Origin of the sequence: Salirhabdus salicampi (assembly GCF_024259515.1) — a bacterium.
Taxonomy (GTDB): domain Bacteria; phylum Bacillota; class Bacilli; order Bacillales; family Alkalibacillaceae; genus Salirhabdus_A; species Salirhabdus_A salicampi.
On record NZ_JANBWE010000001.1, the window covers coordinates 165,382 to 181,626 of the forward strand.

The window sequence follows — 16,245 nt, forward strand, 5'->3', positions numbered from 1 at the left end:
TTAGTTAAAGGTATACAACTTCTTACATAAATTAATGAATCTATGTTTCAATTGAGTGTGAAAATTCTTTCTAATTTTTACCTAAACAAAGGAGAATAGATAATGAAAAAGAAACATTTATTATGGTTTCCTATTTATATACTGTTTCTTGTGTCATGTGGAACACAACAGGAATATGGACAGTCGGATGGAGGAAACAACGATCTCCCTGAGATGATAAAAGTGGAAATTCAAACGAGTCCCGATGAGGAACAAATACAACCTAATGAATCCTTTACATTAAGTGCTAAGGTCACACAAGGTGATGAAAGCGTCAATGATGCTGATGAAGTGCTCTTTGAATTTTGGCAAGAGGGGGATCCTGACGAAAAGCATGAAATGACACAGGGAGAGTTTCAAGCTGATGGTGTCTATTCGATAGAGAAGACGGTTCAGGAGGCAGGTGTATATAATGTCATTGCACATGTTACAGCCAGGGATATGCACAATATGCCCCAAAAACAATTCATAATCGGTGATGTTGAAGGATCTAAACACATTGACGATGATGGGAACAAGGAACGTGCCCATGAAGAACACCTTCATCAAACTGAAGTGAAAATTGATATTATAGTTGATGGGGAAATAAAGCAGAATGAAGAAGTGATGCTTATTACTTATATAGAAAAGGACGATGGTCCCGTAACAGAAGCGAATGTTACATTTGAACTTTGGAAAGAAGGGGCAGAAAAGCATGATTACATCCCTGCCAAGGAAACACATGACGGAGAGTATAGCCTGAACCATACATTTGCTCATTCTGGTGAACATCACATAAAAATTCATTTCGAAAAAGGAGATTTGCATGAACATAGCCAGGAGTCTGTTTTCGTAAAATAGCTACGTAAGCTGCGATTGCTAATCTGCATTAAAGAGAAGCGAAAAGAATGATGGTGAGTTTATGAATAGCATTTAGTTTGTTCATCAACTAAAATGAGTTTAATGATTATCTAAATTGTAAAGGAATCGTAAGAAGAAAGGAGAGGCAGATGAAGTCCAAAATTTTAATCTTAGTCCTTTTTTTAACCTTGATCATAACAGCTTGTGGTCAAAAAGCAACCATTGATGATCCTATAACCTTATTAAACCAGGATCAGGAAGAAGTAACGTTCCCTTTGGAAAAACCAACTTTATTCTTTTTTATCACGACTTATACGTGAGGACTTTGCCAAGAGCAACTAGTTCAGTTGCATGAAAATCTTAACATGTTTGAAGACATGGATATAGAGATGTATATCATTAGTAAGGATAAACCCGAAGAGCAATTACAACTTTATAACGCACTGCAAGATAGATATGGCTACAGCTTACCTTTTGTTTCGGATCCTAATTTAAAGTTAATTGATGCAATGGGAATGAAAAATGATGAAGTTGCACATAGAGGGTACGGAATAATGGATCAAGAAGGAAATATTCTCTTTAACACGATCAATGATCATTGGGGAGAGCAAGTAGAAGCTACAGCTGAAAAGGTGAAAGAAGAATACGAGAAACTTAAATAATTTCGAATATCATGTCACTAATTAAAGAATCTAAAAAGAAGCTGAAATATCAGCTTCTTTTATTTATCGTCAGCTTACTATTTTCTGATATGTTTCTTTATTACATATGACAAACAGTTCAGCATCGTGTGGAATTGGTTCTCCTAATTTGGTTAAAATGTTAAAATCGCTTCGATCTGAAATTAAGTTAGCCCCAACCTTTCTTAAAGCTTCAAATGCATCGTTATATGTCTTCCATTCACTTCGCCTCTTGATTTTCCATAAATCGATTCCACTTTTACTATTGAGCAGCTTCATAACTAACTTTCCTGCCCCGTTATGAACAGCTGATTTAGCCATAAGGTCAGACAGCGCCTCATCAGCTAAAATAAATTCATCAACATTCGCATGTTCAAATGTAGGGATGTGCTTTTCTTTTAAAATTTCTACGAGTGTATATATGTCCTGGTTCATTTCCTTTGCATAGCCTTCAATGGAGGATACGATAATTAACGATTTTCCGTCAGCTGCGACAGGGTCAATAACGTTATCCTCTGTGAAAATTAGGACAGCCTTAGCACCTAATACATTTGCCTTTTCTAAAATTTGTTTATCTGTCGGATCCCCTTGTATAAAGAAGAGTTTCTCCTGTTCAATAGGCTTTTTAGTAATTGAATCTATGAGGACAATTTTCGCATTATCGTCTATTTCTAAAATTTCGTTCATTGTATGATGTGCTTTATTTGACCATCCGATGATGACATAATGGTCTCTCCCTTTATAACTCAATTTTCCTTCCTCCTTTAACCGCCGGTAAACCCCGAACCCTTCAACAATTTTGCCAATTACAATACCAATAAGTGCGATTCCAAAGAAGTATAGAAACAGCCCAAACATTTTTCCAATTGTCGTAGCCGGAACAAAGTCTCCGTAACCAGTCGTTGTTACAGTCGTCATTACATACCAAAAGCCAATAAAAGGTGACGGAAAGCTGTCGGGCTCTAACCAATGGATTATAAATGAGCTACTTATTAAAAAAATGACAGTAATGATGAATAAGGTTAATTTCCTGATTTTTACCATCGCACGCATTAACTCAAATATTATAAGCATGTGTGAAATCCTCCCTTCCTATTATATTATTCCCATTTGTATCAACTTTTAATATGATAGTAGGAGGATTATGCTATATATCCGTTGCATCAGTTTTTTACGTTTTTGTACTAGATTACATGGGAATTTTATTGAAGCCAATATAAAGGCCGAAAAAAGGTCGGTTATCATAAGAAGGAATTCCTTCATAAATCATTTACAACTAGAATATTTAGCCTTCTTTACTGTAGAAATTAATCTTTAACGGAAATAAGTAGTGAAGAAGGTACATGACATGTTTTTCTCGAATAATAAGTATTAGACATTAGTGAAATAAGAGAGAGGTAGAGGTGAAGAGCATTGAAAATAGCACCACTTGAGGAGAGAGGAATAACCTCTAATCGGATGGTACTCGGATGTATGGGATTCGGGGGCAGTTGGGATAATTCCCCTTTTACCGAGGACCATGTACTCCAAGTTGAACAGGCAATTGACGCTGCATTATCAATTGGGATTACGATGTTTGATCACGCTGACATCTATAGAGCCGGTAAAGCAGAATCTGTGTTTGGTGAAGTATTGAAAAAACGACCAGAACTTCGAGACGAGATTATCCTTCAAAGTAAGTGTGGAATCCGTTTTTCTGATGATTTAGGCCCAGGTCGCTACGATTTTTCCAAACAACATATAATGAAATCTGTAGACGGTATTCTTTCAAGGTTAGGAACTGATTATATTGATATACTGCTCCTACATCGTCCTGATCCATTAATGGAGCCTGACGAAGTAGCGCATGCGTTTTCGAAATTAAAGGAGGAAGGTAAGGTTAGGCACTTCGGTGTTTCAAACATGAACGCAGCACAAATGGAGCTTATTCAATCGGCCATAGATGAACCTTTAGTGGCAAATCAAATCGAGATGAACTTACATAAACTCGATTGGGTAGAAAATGGCGTACTCGTCAATCAACAGGCAGGTGTTAATTCGAATTTTCCAGATAGATTGCTTGAGTACTGTCAACTTGAAAACATACAAATCCAAGCTTGGTCTCCACTTGCAAAAGGCATTTTTACAGGGCGTGAGATTGAAAATCCTACAGAGGCCATATTACAAACAAGAAAGCTTGTAGAACAATTTGCAGAACAGAAAGCAACCACAAAAGAGGCGATCGTTTTAGGGTGGCTTATGAAACATCCAGCCAAAATCCAGCCAGTGATTGGAACTACGAATGCAGAAAGAATCAAAAATTGTAAAGATGCAGTAAAGGTTTCTGAAATGATGACCCGAGAGGAATGGTATTCATTATATGTTAGCTCTCGCGGGGTATCGATGCCGTAAATCGTGGTGCTATATAAAGAACAATGACTTGTAAATCAACCCCGTATGACCATAATGAATACGGAATTAGGTGCGTTCGATAGAAAATCCAAGAATATAATATTGACATTTTTCAAAAATGAGGTTAAAATTTTTAAACATAAAATTAAATATTTTCGAGAGATTAATTTTTTTAATTATATTTTTAAAGGCTTTAGCATATAGTTAACGGTTTTGGTGGCTATGTGAAGAAGTTTTCTCACGAATATAAGGAAAAAATGATAAATCGGTATATTTCTTAACTAGGTGACTAGTTTAAAGGAATATACCGTTTTTTTTGGAGGGAAAATGATGGATAAATCCAAAGGATTTATTGAAGCAGAAATAAGCAAAGCAATTACACAATGGGAGAAGGATTATCTTGGCCGTGGTTCTGTATCTGTAAAAACTGATATTTTACGTGATATGATTGTTGTCAATTTAAAGGGTATCCTTACACCGGCCGAATATTCAGTTTGTGAATCGACAGAAGGGATGTTAGCCATAAAGAGAATTCGCTCGAAACTAGTGGAGTCTGGTGTAAGTTATTTGAACGAGATTATTTTAGACATTACCGGAGAAGAAGTGAAAAGCTTTCATACAGATATAAGTACTAGTACTGGAGAGCGTGTAATGGTCTTTAAATTAATGAATAATCTTGAAAATACGTTCACATAGGGAGATTCTTCAAAAAACGCTCACGTTAGTTGAAGATAAACCAACACCATTTATAAACGGTATATCCGTTTTAATGTTGTTGGTTTTTTATTTTAGGAGGTAAACAACATGAATGAAATAGTGTTACAAAACTTATTATCACCGGTCGTACTTTTTTTTATTTTAGGGATATTAGCCGCGTTATGTAAATCTGATTTGAAATTTCCCAGCGGTTTAAGTGAAGGTTTAAGCATCTATTTGCTCATTGCTATCGGCATTAAGGGTGGGGTAGAATTATCTCACTATTCAATTGAGTCGGTCATCGGTCCAATTACCGGTACTTTATTTTTGGGATCTATTATTCCTTTCATCACACTTTTTATTATGAAATGCTTAAAGATTGACCTTTATAATTCTATTGGGATAGCAGCCACTTATGGTTCAATAAGTATAGTAACGTATGGTGCTGCTTTATCATTCCTTGACAAAAATGGAACGTCTTATGAAGGATTTATGAATGCGTTAGTCGTTTTAATGGAAAGTCCAGCTATTATTATTTCATTATTGCTATTAAAAGTATTGGAAAATAAGAAGGAATTAGCAAGTTACTCATTTCAAAATTTTGGTTTTGTATCTCCTTCTGTGAAATTTCTTGATAACAAGGTGTGGAGAGAGACAATATTCGGTAAAAGTATATTACTCCTACTGGGGAGTTTAATTATTGGATTAGTTTTAGGTGAAAGGTCTGTACCGATGGTAAAACCCCTATTTTTTGATTTATACGACAGTATTTTAATTCTGTTTCTATTAAATATGGGGCTGGTCGCTGGTCAACGATTACCCGAAGTAAAAAAATATGGGATGAAATTACTTCTCTTCGGTTTATTAACCCCACTATTATTTGGAGGGTTAGGTGTAATAGTTGGAAATCTGGTAGGACTTTCTATAGGTGGTACTGCGCTGATGGGAGTACTGGCAGGTAGTGCATCCTATATTGCAGCACCTGCTGCACTAAAGACATCGGTACCGAAAGCGAATCCATCCATTTACCTAGGGTTATCCCTTGGTGTAACATTTCCTTTTAATCTAATCGTCGGAATTCCAGTTTATTATGAGTTCGCAACTTGGATACAGTAGGAGGGCTTTTTTATGGCTAATTTGATGACAGATAAATCCACAAAAGCATTAATAATTACAAGCTTGAATGATAATCTTTATCCTTTTCTCAGTTTTATAACAGATCGTAAGATGAAAGATTTACTAATTTTAAATAGTTACTGGTCAGTTGTGTCTTCACCGAATAATTCGGCGATGAGAAATATACTGTTAGCTATGGTTTCTCACAATATTGAGGAAATTTATATTGTAGGTTCTAACGATAGCAAGTCTTTAGAGTTAATAGGAAGTCACCAATCGATTGAGATGTCTTGTGAAGATTGTCAGTCAGTTAACGATGAGGTAATCGTGAAAAATTATGTAAGGCTAATAAAAGATCATCAACTCGTTCCGAAAACAACGTCAGTACAAGGGTATATAGTAGATACAAAGAATGAGATTTACGAACGAGTAAGGGGAGAAATCGATTGAACATGGTATATGTAAATAGTTGTGGATGAGGGATGCCCCTCATCCTTTTTTTCTTCCATATGTTGTAAAATATTTCAAAATAAATTATCATTAGATTATATAATACTAGATTCATATCTTTTCACATATATAACTGCTAAGGTGTTTCTTATAACTATTTATAAAAGGAGTGTATATATGAAAGATAAATTTGTTATTGAATTTTCTAATGGATCTCTGTTTATTGTGGAGGCGAATAGCCGAATTGAAGCCCTAAAGGAACTGACTAAAACAGAACTAGATTTGTTAGCTACGACAGATTTTTGTGTTAAAGCTGTAGAGAAGGATATGACTGATATGTCTGGAATAGCTTCTCGAAAAGCAAATTGATATGCAATTATATACTGCCCTAAAACGGGCAGTTATTTTGGTATAGTTATAAAAATTATGTTTAGGATAATTGCTATATCATTTATATATTTCAGGAAGAGGATGCTCGTAATATTCTTCGGCTAAGTTAAAACACAATTTTTTACTAAAGATTTCTTTCACCGACAGTCAAAGATTGTACGGAATAAAAATCGTTTCAGAAGTCTTCTAAAAGAATGTAGATTAGGGATTTTGTGAATAAGAATATGGTAAAATTAAAATAAATTATAGAATAGAACTTAAAAATACGATAAGGAAGTTTAGAATCAATCAGGAGGTACTTATGGAAGATTTACTTAAGTTAAAAGGAAAAAATGTTGTCATTATGGGGGTTGCTAATCAACGTAGTCTTGCCTGGGGTGTTGCAAAATCGCTTCAAAAAGCAGGTGCAAATTTAATTTTTACATATCGCAAAGAACGTTCATTAGCCAAATTAAACAAACTATTAACGGAAACGGACATTCAGGCAAAGCTAGTTGTGCAATGTGATGTGAATAGTGACGAAAGTATACAGGAAGCATTTTCTAAAATTGGAGAAGAAGTAGATTCTGTATACGGGATTGTTCATTCGATTGCTTTCGCCCATTCAGATGACCTTAAAGGGGACTTCATCGAAACATCTAGGGATGGGTTTGCATTTGCCCAAGATACAAGTGCTTATTCTTTAGTTGCAGTTGCTAGGGCGGCCAAACATTTAATGACAGATGGTGGATCTATTATAGCGATGTCTTACCTTGGTGCCGAACGAGTTGTAAAGGGGTATAACGTAATGGGAGTTGCGAAAGCTTCACTAGAAGCTGCAGTTAGATATTTAGCTTCAGATCTAGGGGCAAATGATATTCGAGTAAATGCCGTATCTGCGGGTGCTGTTCGTACTTTGGCAGCCAAAGGTGTTCCTTCTTTTAATGACATATTGCATAAAATTGAAGAAGAATCTCCGCTTAAACGAAATGTGACCCAAGAAGAAGTAGGCGATATGACACTGGCACTACTTAGTCACTTGTCACGTGGGGTAACAGGAGAAGTTGTCTATGTAGACTCAGGTTATCATATCATGGGCTAACTGTTATTTGAAAAAATCAAATGGAGGTGTTGAAATGGATACAAAATCGAAAATAGACCCTGTCGAAGAAGTGTATAATAAACGATTACGAGGTGGCTTCTTCATTTCGACAACAGATGGGAAAAGAACTCATTTTCATAACGGTTGTTGGGTAACTCAATGTTCCCATGAACCTCCTCAAATGCTCGTGTGCTTCCCGAAAGAGATGGAGGGTGCAGAGATTGTTAAGCGTGGCAGAAAGTTTGCCCTGAGCATGACAGCAGAAGATCAGGAAGAACTAATGGACCGTTTCTTTAAAGGTAATCAAGATATTGAGTCAATGGGGGAAGACGAATTTATTTATAAAGAAACAGGATGCCCGATATTAAAACATTCTCAAGCTTACTTTGATTGTGAAGTGGACCAAATGATTGATAATCGTGATTTTTTAATTGTGATTGGTAACGTTTTATCTTCAGAAATTTTGAACCCGGATAAACGAAGCCTTACTGTCAATCATTTGATGGAACGAGAAGGTGGAGTCGAAGGGGCAATTGTTCCTTTGGTTGGATTTGATAATAAGTAAAGGTCATTAATCGTTAAAGAGGTCTGGAAATCAGGCCTCTTTTACATTATAGGCGTTTCTACGAATAGTAAATCATAATTGACTAATTAATCTGACTATTATGTTAAAATGAGTGTATTTGGGAGGGAGTGGTTGAAGTGAAAAAAGAGTTTATCGATTTAAGCCATACTATTGAAGAAGGAATCATTACGTACAAAGGGCTTCCTGCTCCAATTATTTGTGATTATTTAAGTCGGGAAGATTCAAGAAACCATTATGAAAAGGGGACAGAATTTCATATTGGGAAAATCGAAATGGTGTCAAATACAGGAACGTATGTAGATGTTCCATTTCATCGATATGAGAATGGGAAAGATTTATCTGAAGTTACCGTTCATAAATTTGCGGGCTTGGAAGGTGTGGTTGTTTCTGTTATTGAGCATGTTAAGGAGATTGATGAAACATTTTTCCATGATATCCAAGTTAGCGGGAAGGCTGTTTTAGTTCATACAGGTTGGGATAAACATTGGAATACGGATCAATATTTTGAAAATCACCCCTACTTAACCGAAGGAGCAGCAAAGTATTTAGTAGAACACAAGGCTGCTCTAGTAGGAATTGATTCCCATAATATTGACGATACATCTGGAACATCACGTCCTGTTCATACATCATTGTTAGGGGCAGAAATACCAATTGCTGAACATTTATGTAACTTAGAGGAACTCGGTAACCATGAATTTTCCTTTTACGCTGTCCCTCCTAAAATTAAAAATTTTGGTACATTTCCTGTCAGAGCCTTTGCAGAAATAACGAAATAAGTAAGAATCTCGATAAAGTATGGGGTGTAAATAATGGAACATGAGGTTACTTTAGTAAAGCCAACCTTAGATTTACAAAAAGAATATATTTCATTTTATAACGAGTGGGTTGAAAGTGGTGAAAATATGGTGCCTTGGGTAATTTCGAAAGACCCAACGGACTTTGAAGCGATGATACAATTCCTGCGAGATAACGAAGACGGGGTAAATCTACCAGAAGGTTGGGTGCCTGACTCAACGTTTTGGCTTATTAATGAAGAGAAACGAATCATTGGAGCTGTGAATATCCGGCATGGATTAACAGCATTCCTGTTAAATAGTGGTGGCCATATCGGTTATGGTATACGCCCCTCAGAGAGAAGAAAAGGTTATGCAACGAAACTATTAGCACTTTCTTTAGAAAAAGCGAAGGAATTAGGTATTAAAAAAGCTCTGGTAGTTTGTGACGAAGATAACTTAGGTTCATTAAAAACGATTATAAAAAATGGTGGAACACCTGACTCAGATTTCATCGAAGAAGACGGTAACGTAGTCAAAAGATTTTGGATTGACCTATAAGTTAATGGATCATGCTTTATGGTATATGCAGCAACTGACATTACAAAAGTACGATCATGTATTCAATAAATTATATATCACTACATGAGATTGCCTTTATGGTAGTCTTTCTTTTTTTAAAAAAGGTTACATAGGAGCAATTCTAAATTTGATAGAATAAAGAAAATAGGTCATCGAACAGGAGAGGAACAATGGGTATTAACGACATAATTGTGTATATCGTAATTGCATTTTTTTGTTTAGGTGCCATAGATAAATGTTTCGGGAATAAATGGGGATTTGGCAATCGTTTTACTGAAGGGTTTATGGCCATGGGATCCATTACTTTAGCAATGGTAGGGATCATTTCATTAGCACCTGTTATTGCATCACTATTAACTCCCATTATAGCCCCTGTTTATGGGTTGGTTGGAGCAGACCCAGCAGCTTTCGCCAACACGCTGTTAGCTCTTGATATGGGGGGACATGCCTTAGCAACTGAAATGTCGCAAAGTGCAGAGGCAGAGCTTTTTGCATGGGTGTTTTTAGGAACCATGATGGGCCCTACTCTTGTATTCACAATACCAATTGGCTTAGGTATTATCGAAAAGGAAGATCACCCATATTTTGCGAAAGGGATTTTATTAGGATTGATCACTGTTCCTGTTGGTTGTTTCATAGGAGGAATGGTAGCTCAGTTAAGCTTGCTTATTATTATTCAAAACCTCATTCCGACAATGATAATATCTATTATAATTTCAATCGGATTATGGAAGAACACGGAAAAAATGATAGCCGGTTTCACTATTTTTGCGAAATTTATTGAAAGCATTGCAATCACCGGGCTTACCGCAATATGTATAGAAACCTTTACAGGATTTACATTGATTCCAAATATGACTCCATTAATGGAAGGGATTGAAATTGTTACAATGATTGTCGTTTTCCTTGCCGGTGCATTTCCATTGGTGGCATTTATCTCCATTTCGTTAAAGCAATTGTTAAAAAAACTAGGAGATTTATTAAACATCAATGAAACCTCTACAGCGGGATTAGTGGCCTCACTCGCACATAGTATCCCTATGTTTACCCTTCTGAAAGAGATGGACCCAAGAGGTAAGGTGATAAATGTTGCCTTTGCGGTAAGTGGAGCATTTGTTTTAGGAGGTCATCTAGGTTTTGTTGCAGGAGTGAATAAAGAAGTTGTGTTTGCTATGGTTATAGGAAAACTAGTAGGAGGAATGAGTGCCATCTTTTTAGCAGTTATAACAACTAATCAAATGATAAGTCAAGAAACTGTTTCTACCAAAAAAGGGGGGAATCATGTTAAAAACGGCTAATCTATATTCCGTATTAAAAGCTTTTTTTAAAGATTTAAAAAGAAAAGATAGATTTCATATTAAATGAAGCATAAAAAAGCAGCAATCAATGCAGATTGCTGCTTTACGAATGTTAAATGTTAATCACGTGGTTGATCTTTTAACTCTTCTCCGTTCTTTCCTTCAAAGCGTAGTCCCCAACCGCTTATAGCGGCGATAAGCATGACAATGACTAGTAGCCACCCTTGGAATACGAAAGGAAATACTGCTGTTGGGTCTACAACAGGAAGCCATGCGTACTCTTCTTTCATCATTTTAATGGTCGACCAACCTAATAAAATAGGTGCCCCCCAAGGGAAAATATAACCTAACGCAGATGTAACAGCATCAAGCATATTTGCTCTTCGATAACGGTGAATACGATATTTCTCCCCTAATTCCCTAACAAATGGTGCAGCGGCTATTTCAGCTGCTGTATTAATAGTGATTGCACTATTCATTAGGGCAACAATACTCCATATTGCAAGTTCTGCTCGTCTTACGGAAGTTTTAATCCATTTTACTAAACCTTTTGTGATAGCTTCCATTGTTCCACCTAAGCGTAATAGGTGAGCTGAAGCAACAATAAGGAGAATAAGAATGGCCATATTAATATACCCAGAAACACCACTGATTAAAGCACCTTCAACGATTGCGTCTGATTCCGGATTAAAGCGAATAATATCGCCAAACGTTCCTAGGTTCAATAGTAAAATAAGTGGAATGGCAGAAACGATTCCCCATGTTAATGATGTAATGAGATGATTTCCTGTTAACGCTAAAATAAGAACAACGCCAAATGGAACTAGCATAAACAATCCGGTAGGATTTGTTGTAGCAATCATTTCATTTAAAATCGTTTCATCGCCTAGTGGGGTTCCAGCCGCCCCAAACATGGCAAACAAGATTGTAGTTGGAACTGCAGCCATAATGGAATATTTAAAACGAGATCGTACTACCCCTGGCACATCTGCATCTTGGGTAGTAGCCGATACAATGGTCGTATCTGAAACAGGTGCTAAGTTGTCTCCAAATACGGCACCGGCCAAGATTGCTGCAAATAGCATAACAGGATCTGCACCAACAGCGATTCCGGCAGGGTACATTAATGTACAAAAGGCAACTGTTGTACCATAACCAGTTCCTACTGCTGTTGAAAATGTAGCAGCTAAAAGGAATGTCAATGCAACAAATAAACCGCCAGTAAGCCCAGTAATTGCACCAATCCAAACAAGTCCCTCGACGAGGCCACCAACTTGTAGGACTTGAGCGAACATCCCTGCATAGAACCACGCAACCATCGCAATAACTCCGATAGGTTGTGCTAACCCGTCAAAGACACCTTGAGCGTAATCTTCCCATTTACTTTTTGAAAAAAACAACCCGAGTGCTAAACCGATAACAGCACCCATAACTAGTCCAATTTCAGACGATAATTGTAGCACACTTGTAGTAATCGCCCATATTACAAAAAATAGGAGCGGGACTGCAGCGCCAAAGGCACCTGATCGAAACTCTAACTTTTGTATACGTCGATCACCAGTAGCGCGTGCTAACTCCTCATTATGATTTGACATGATGATCCTCCTGATATAAATATATAAAATGTTAAAAATTCACGATAAAAAAGATTTTACCAAAGAAATGAATGAATATAAATACATTTGGGTTTGTATTTAAACAGTTTATATATTCTTACAAATATTGAGTCCTAACATATGTAACAGATGGATATTTATAGAATTTTAGAAGTGTATATTTATGGAATTTTTCATCTTATAGACTAATGGAAATGATGAAAACAAACAGGTGATAGTATACCTATCACCTGAACTATTTTGAAGTTTGCTGTAAATATTTTTTATCTTTCATAAACAGGCTCCAAAAATAAACGAACCCTGGAAATAGAATAGCAAATCCAACTATATAAGTTGTAAATACAGCCCGGAAAGAAGTCGGGTCTGTAAAAGCAGATTGAATCGTTACGTCTGGATATATGATATAAGGTAAGTGAGCCTTTCCATATACATAACTTGCCACTAAATATTGGAGCGTTACGGCAACTACAGCAATCCTTGGCATCCCTCTTACACCCTTTTCAAAAAAGGACGGAAGAAAAAGACCAAGTCCGCCTACAATGAATAGACCGATGGATAGCAATAATAATGGTAAGTCATTTATCATTCTTTCATATAGCCAAGGAACCTCAATTCTTAAAGTAAACATAATGAGGAAAGCCATGAACAAGGTAATTGGACCTAGAATCATTCCATCCCGTAAGTATATTTTATACGCCTCCATTTCACGAGAAACTTTCGAATAGTCGGCAAGCAGTAAGGAGGATAAGAACAACGTACTCGAAATTGCAAAGGCCATAAAGGCGTACGTATTAGGGCTGGATAGCAATCGGGAGAGATTTAAGGAAGCTGCCCCATCTACATAGTCGATGGCTTGTCCATGTGTAATAGGAAGTACCATCATTAACAGCCCTGGAATAAAAATTCCCGTAATCCCTGATATATAAGTTAATGGTTTTTTATATTCAATAGCGATATTTGAAAATACGAGAAAGGCACTTCGTAACGCTAATAGTAATAAAATCATGCTTCCGGGAATGAGTAAAACTGGGCCAAGTGTATATGTTGCATTTGGAAAAAGACTGTAAACAGCAACAACTAAGGCAACAATAAACGTATTTGTGACTTCCCAAGTAGGAGATAAATAACGATTAGCTATGTTTGTTGCTTTCGTTTTCGGGTGTTTTAAATACACCATCGACCAAAAACCAGCGCCGAAGTCCATCGTTGCCATAACAGCATAAATAAAGACAAATCCCCACAGCACAGTAATGGCTATTAGTACATCTGGCATGTCAATCCCCCTTATGAGTTTGAACCATATAAAGGTACATATTTTTCTTCAGCACGCCTTAAGTCGTCCTCTACTTTATTTTTCTTGAAATAGTAAAGAAGAACAGCAACAACTGCAGTGCCTAAAATGGCGTACATGAACGAAAATGAAGCAATGAGAATTCCTAGATTTGAAGCCGTTGTGGAAGCTTCTGCAGTAGACATCAGTCGATAAATAACCCATGGTTGTCTTCCGGAACATGCTGTTATCCAACCACATTCCATTGCAATAATAGCTAAAGGTCCTGCCGCAACGAGGGTCCATAAAAATAACTTAGGAAAGCGGTCTTTTTTCATTATCTTCTTCCACACGACTCCAAAAATAGAAATGACAATAAGCAATGAACCAATTCCAACCATGATGTTAAAAAGTGTATGAACGAATAGTGGAGGCCAAAGTTCTTCAGGATAGTCATTCAGCCCTTTTACAACTGTGTCAAAACTATCTCCCGCAAGGAAACTGAGTAAGCCGGGTATTTCTATCCCCCATTTTACTTCTTGTGTTTCCCGATCCGTAAAGCCACCGATAGCTAATGGGGCATGTGATTGTGTTTCAAATAATCCTTCCGCAGCTGCTAATTTTTCGGGCTGATATTTATGTAAATACTGTGCAGATTCATGGCCGTTAATTGCGGTTGAAAATGCGAAGATTCCACCGACAATAAGAGTCAGCATAAGTGCTTTTTGATGGAACTTATAAATCTTCGTTCCATATTCACTTCTTAACATTTTAAAAGCAGCAACAGAGCCGACAACAAATGCACCAACTACATATGCTGAAGTTGCAACATGTTTAGCTGTAACATAAAAACTAGGATTAAAAAAGGCTGCCCATGGATCAACGTCAACAATCTCCCCATTTTCAAATCGAAAGCCAGCCGGAGTTCCTTGGAAGGCATGTACATTCGTGATAAGTACAGCAGAAGCTAATGCGCCTATTGCAACTAAGGTGAGGCTTACAATTCGCATCCAAGGAGCAATTCGGTCTGCAGCATAAACGTATATAGACATAAAGAGTGCTTCAATAAAAAATGCATATATTTCAATTTGAAATGGTAGAGGCATTACACGGCCAATAACTTCCATGAACCCAGGCCATAGAAGAGACAATTGAACCGCTGCGATTGTTCCTGTTGGAATTCCAACCCCAAGTAGGATGGCGAATGTTTTCGTCCATCGTTTCGCCATAACAACGTAGTCAATGTCTTTCGTCTTTTGATATAACAGTTCAGCTGTAAGAATCATTAACGGTAATCCGACACCGATTGTAGCGAAGATTATGTGGAACCCCATCGTTGTTCCGAATAGCGTCCGTGCAATGAGTAAATCATCCATGATAGTTCTCCCTTTCAAACGTTTTACATAAAAGTATTGTTTTCCAATTTGCCTAAATTATGTTTGAAAGAGATAAGGGATTATGAATTTCTCAAGAAAAAGGGGTGAATGGTCGTTAACAAGAGGTTGAAAGAAAGTATGATTAGGTCAATAAGGTCCTTTAACGTTTGTTATATTTTTTAACGATTATAATAATGAACAAAAAAACTTTGTAAGATTTTCCTAAAAAATGAATGAAGTCATCCTTTTTCCTTTATAAAATAAAGTTACATTAATATTTGGAGGAGGTAGAATGAGGCGCATTTTAACACAGATTTTGATGATTACCGTTTTTTTAATGATCGGAAACGTATTTGTGAAAATATTCAATATATCTTTCCCCGCTAGTATAGTTGGGATGTTTCTTCTTTTTACATTTTTGTTGATAGGATATGTAAGTTTGGAATGGATTGAGGCTATATCCTCTTTTCAGTTGAAACATTTAACTTTACTCTTTATTCCCCCACGCTAAGTTACCTTGCCGATTGCTCTTACTGTATCCAATACATTAGGAGGACTTTCATCAGTGACAGTTATATTCGTTTTGGTTTCAGCATTATGTTCATTAATGGTTGGACCATTGCTATTAAAGACACTAGGCATTCGTACCAAAACTGCAAAAGGTCTTGCTATGGGATTATCAGCACAAATGTTGGGTGCGAATCGTTCATTGGAATGGGGAGAAGAGGAGGGAGCAATGGGAAGTGTCGCTATGACTACATCTGCCGTATTTCTATCTGTTTCTGTTCCTTTAATTTCGGTATTTTTAACATTATGAAAAAAAGATTAATAGAAGCTAGTTGGGAGGAATCTGCATGCAAAATTACTTGAGAGAGGCAGTTGAAAAGTTGAGGAATTACTATATTGATCAACTTATCGAAGCAGGTCTATATATAAAATCAGATCGTGAAGTGTATTCCCTTACACTTTCGGAATTGCAATCGATAGTGAAAAAGACATTGAAAAATGAAAGAAGATTGGGAATTTTTACATGAAATAACATTCATATCATTGTATAA

General features: G+C 36.6%; 19 protein-coding genes and 1 pseudogene. 16 read left to right on the forward strand and 4 right to left on the reverse strand.

Going from position 1 to position 16,245, the window contains the following annotated elements; genetic code table 11:
• Window positions 1-102 precede the first annotated feature (102 nt).
• The 3 genes and pseudogenes from NLW78_RS00815 to NLW78_RS00825 all read left to right on the forward strand — a co-directional run.
• Window positions 103-879 (forward strand): FixH family protein, encoded by a 777-nt coding sequence (locus NLW78_RS00815; RefSeq protein ID WP_254494387.1) that lies wholly within the window; start codon window positions 103-105, stop codon window positions 877-879.
• Window positions 880-1,028: 149 nt separating this feature from the next.
• Window positions 1,029-1,199, forward strand: a complete 171-nt coding sequence (locus NLW78_RS00820) for a hypothetical protein (RefSeq protein ID WP_254494388.1) — start codon at window positions 1,029-1,031, stop codon at window positions 1,197-1,199.
• 18 nt (window positions 1,200-1,217) lie between these two features.
• Window positions 1,218-1,541, forward strand: a pseudogene (locus NLW78_RS00825) (redoxin domain-containing protein); the annotation flags it as partial.
• Between the two features lie 69 nt (window positions 1,542-1,610).
• On the opposite strand, the gene NLW78_RS00830 reads toward NLW78_RS00825, so the two are convergent.
• The gene (locus NLW78_RS00830) at window positions 1,611-2,633 is read right to left on the reverse strand and encodes an ion channel (RefSeq protein WP_254494391.1); all 1,023 of its coding nucleotides are present in this window, start codon (window positions 2,631-2,633) and stop codon (window positions 1,611-1,613) included.
• 339 nt (window positions 2,634-2,972) lie between these two features.
• On the opposite strand from NLW78_RS00830, the gene NLW78_RS00835 reads away from it, so the two are divergent.
• The 10 genes from NLW78_RS00835 to eutH all read left to right on the forward strand — a co-directional run bounded on the left by NLW78_RS00835 (window position 2,973) and on the right by eutH (window position 10,925).
• Window positions 2,973-3,950 carry an aldo/keto reductase gene (locus NLW78_RS00835; RefSeq protein WP_254494393.1) on the forward strand — a complete coding sequence of 326 codons (978 nt, stop codon included), beginning with the start codon at window positions 2,973-2,975 and terminating at the stop codon, window positions 3,948-3,950.
• A gap of 330 nt (window positions 3,951-4,280) precedes the next feature.
• Window positions 4,281-4,646, forward strand: a complete 366-nt coding sequence (locus tag NLW78_RS00840; protein WP_254494395.1) for a Na-translocating system protein MpsC family protein — start codon at window positions 4,281-4,283, stop codon at window positions 4,644-4,646.
• A 108-nt stretch (window positions 4,647-4,754) separates the two neighbouring features.
• On the forward strand, window positions 4,755-5,762 hold the full coding sequence (locus tag NLW78_RS00845) for a sodium-dependent bicarbonate transport family permease (RefSeq protein WP_254494397.1): 1,008 nt from the start codon (window positions 4,755-4,757) through the stop codon (window positions 5,760-5,762).
• A gap of 12 nt (window positions 5,763-5,774) precedes the next feature.
• Window positions 5,775-6,212, forward strand: a complete 438-nt coding sequence (locus NLW78_RS00850; RefSeq protein WP_254494398.1) for a hypothetical protein — start codon at window positions 5,775-5,777, stop codon at window positions 6,210-6,212.
• 177 nt (window positions 6,213-6,389) lie between these two features.
• Window positions 6,390-6,581 carry a hypothetical protein gene (locus NLW78_RS00855; protein ID WP_254494403.1) on the forward strand — a complete coding sequence of 64 codons (192 nt, stop codon included), beginning with the start codon at window positions 6,390-6,392 and terminating at the stop codon, window positions 6,579-6,581.
• A 322-nt stretch (window positions 6,582-6,903) separates the two neighbouring features.
• Window positions 6,904-7,683, forward strand: coding sequence for an enoyl-ACP reductase FabI (gene fabI / locus NLW78_RS00860; protein ID WP_254494405.1), 780 nt, complete (start codon window positions 6,904-6,906; stop codon window positions 7,681-7,683).
• A 34-nt stretch (window positions 7,684-7,717) separates the two neighbouring features.
• A complete protein-coding gene (locus tag NLW78_RS00865) occupies window positions 7,718-8,248 on the forward strand; it encodes a flavin reductase family protein (protein WP_254494407.1) in 531 nt (176 codons plus the stop codon).
• A 137-nt stretch (window positions 8,249-8,385) separates the two neighbouring features.
• Window positions 8,386-9,048 (forward strand): cyclase family protein, encoded by a 663-nt coding sequence (locus NLW78_RS00870; protein WP_254494410.1) that lies wholly within the window; start codon window positions 8,386-8,388, stop codon window positions 9,046-9,048.
• A gap of 33 nt (window positions 9,049-9,081) precedes the next feature.
• Window positions 9,082-9,606 (forward strand): GNAT family N-acetyltransferase, encoded by a 525-nt coding sequence (locus NLW78_RS00875; protein WP_254494412.1) that lies wholly within the window; start codon window positions 9,082-9,084, stop codon window positions 9,604-9,606.
• Between the two features lie 191 nt (window positions 9,607-9,797).
• Entirely contained in the window at window positions 9,798-10,925 is a 1,128-nt protein-coding gene (eutH, locus tag NLW78_RS00880) for an ethanolamine utilization protein EutH (protein WP_254494415.1), read from the forward strand.
• A gap of 119 nt (window positions 10,926-11,044) precedes the next feature.
• On the opposite strand, the gene NLW78_RS00885 is transcribed toward eutH, so the two are convergent.
• The 3 genes from NLW78_RS00885 to NLW78_RS00895 all read right to left on the reverse strand — a co-directional run bounded on the left by NLW78_RS00885 (window position 11,045) and on the right by NLW78_RS00895 (window position 15,187).
• The gene (locus tag NLW78_RS00885) at window positions 11,045-12,520 is read right to left on the reverse strand and encodes a Na+/H+ antiporter NhaC family protein (RefSeq protein ID WP_254494416.1); all 1,476 of its coding nucleotides are present in this window, start codon (window positions 12,518-12,520) and stop codon (window positions 11,045-11,047) included.
• A gap of 256 nt (window positions 12,521-12,776) precedes the next feature.
• Window positions 12,777-13,814, reverse strand: coding sequence for a cytochrome d ubiquinol oxidase subunit II (locus NLW78_RS00890; RefSeq protein WP_254494417.1), 1,038 nt, complete (start codon window positions 13,812-13,814; stop codon window positions 12,777-12,779).
• An 11-nt stretch (window positions 13,815-13,825) separates the two neighbouring features.
• Entirely contained in the window at window positions 13,826-15,187 is a 1,362-nt protein-coding gene (locus NLW78_RS00895) for a cytochrome ubiquinol oxidase subunit I (protein WP_254494418.1), read from the reverse strand.
• Between the two features lie 337 nt (window positions 15,188-15,524).
• Between NLW78_RS00895 and NLW78_RS15520 the strand changes: the two genes are divergently transcribed.
• From NLW78_RS15520 to NLW78_RS00905, 3 genes are read left to right on the forward strand one after another with little or no spacing between them, the layout of a single operon-like run.
• Complete coding sequence (locus NLW78_RS15520; protein WP_302328430.1) at window positions 15,525-15,698, forward strand: CidA/LrgA family protein; 174 nt, start codon at window positions 15,525-15,527, stop codon at window positions 15,696-15,698.
• Window positions 15,699-15,704: 6 nt separating this feature from the next.
• Complete coding sequence (locus NLW78_RS00900; protein ID WP_302328396.1) at window positions 15,705-16,004, forward strand: LrgB family protein; 300 nt, start codon at window positions 15,705-15,707, stop codon at window positions 16,002-16,004.
• 37 nt (window positions 16,005-16,041) lie between these two features.
• A complete protein-coding gene (locus NLW78_RS00905; protein WP_254494420.1) occupies window positions 16,042-16,221 on the forward strand; it encodes a Fur-regulated basic protein FbpA in 180 nt (59 codons plus the stop codon).
• Window positions 16,222-16,245: the final 24 nt, after the last annotated feature.

Excerpts from the sequence above, each read along its gene's own strand:
- NLW78_RS00815 (WP_254494387.1), top strand. The coding sequence starts at position 103 with ATGAAAAAGAAACATTTATTATGGTTTCCTATTTATATACTGTTTCTT.
- NLW78_RS00820 (WP_254494388.1), top strand. The coding sequence starts at position 1,029 with ATGAAGTCCAAAATTTTAATCTTAGTCCTTTTTTTAACCTTGATCATA.
- NLW78_RS00830 (WP_254494391.1), bottom strand. The coding sequence starts at position 2,633 with ATGCTTATAATATTTGAGTTAATGCGTGCGATGGTAAAAATCAGGAAA.
- NLW78_RS00840 (WP_254494395.1), top strand. The coding sequence starts at position 4,281 with ATGGATAAATCCAAAGGATTTATTGAAGCAGAAATAAGCAAAGCAATT.
- NLW78_RS00845 (WP_254494397.1), top strand. The coding sequence starts at position 4,755 with ATGAATGAAATAGTGTTACAAAACTTATTATCACCGGTCGTACTTTTT.
- NLW78_RS00850 (WP_254494398.1), top strand. The coding sequence starts at position 5,775 with ATGGCTAATTTGATGACAGATAAATCCACAAAAGCATTAATAATTACA.
- NLW78_RS00855 (WP_254494403.1), top strand. The coding sequence starts at position 6,390 with ATGAAAGATAAATTTGTTATTGAATTTTCTAATGGATCTCTGTTTATT.
- fabI (WP_254494405.1), top strand. The coding sequence starts at position 6,904 with ATGGAAGATTTACTTAAGTTAAAAGGAAAAAATGTTGTCATTATGGGG.
- NLW78_RS00865 (WP_254494407.1), top strand. The coding sequence starts at position 7,718 with ATGGATACAAAATCGAAAATAGACCCTGTCGAAGAAGTGTATAATAAA.
- NLW78_RS00875 (WP_254494412.1), top strand. The coding sequence starts at position 9,082 with ATGGAACATGAGGTTACTTTAGTAAAGCCAACCTTAGATTTACAAAAA.
- eutH (WP_254494415.1), top strand. The coding sequence starts at position 9,798 with ATGGGTATTAACGACATAATTGTGTATATCGTAATTGCATTTTTTTGT.
- NLW78_RS00885 (WP_254494416.1), bottom strand. The coding sequence starts at position 12,520 with ATGTCAAATCATAATGAGGAGTTAGCACGCGCTACTGGTGATCGACGT.
- NLW78_RS00890 (WP_254494417.1), bottom strand. The coding sequence starts at position 13,814 with ATGCCAGATGTACTAATAGCCATTACTGTGCTGTGGGGATTTGTCTTT.
- NLW78_RS00895 (WP_254494418.1), bottom strand. The coding sequence starts at position 15,187 with ATGGATGATTTACTCATTGCACGGACGCTATTCGGAACAACGATGGGG.
- NLW78_RS15520 (WP_302328430.1), top strand. The coding sequence starts at position 15,525 with ATGATCGGAAACGTATTTGTGAAAATATTCAATATATCTTTCCCCGCT.
- NLW78_RS00905 (WP_254494420.1), top strand. The coding sequence starts at position 16,042 with ATGCAAAATTACTTGAGAGAGGCAGTTGAAAAGTTGAGGAATTACTAT.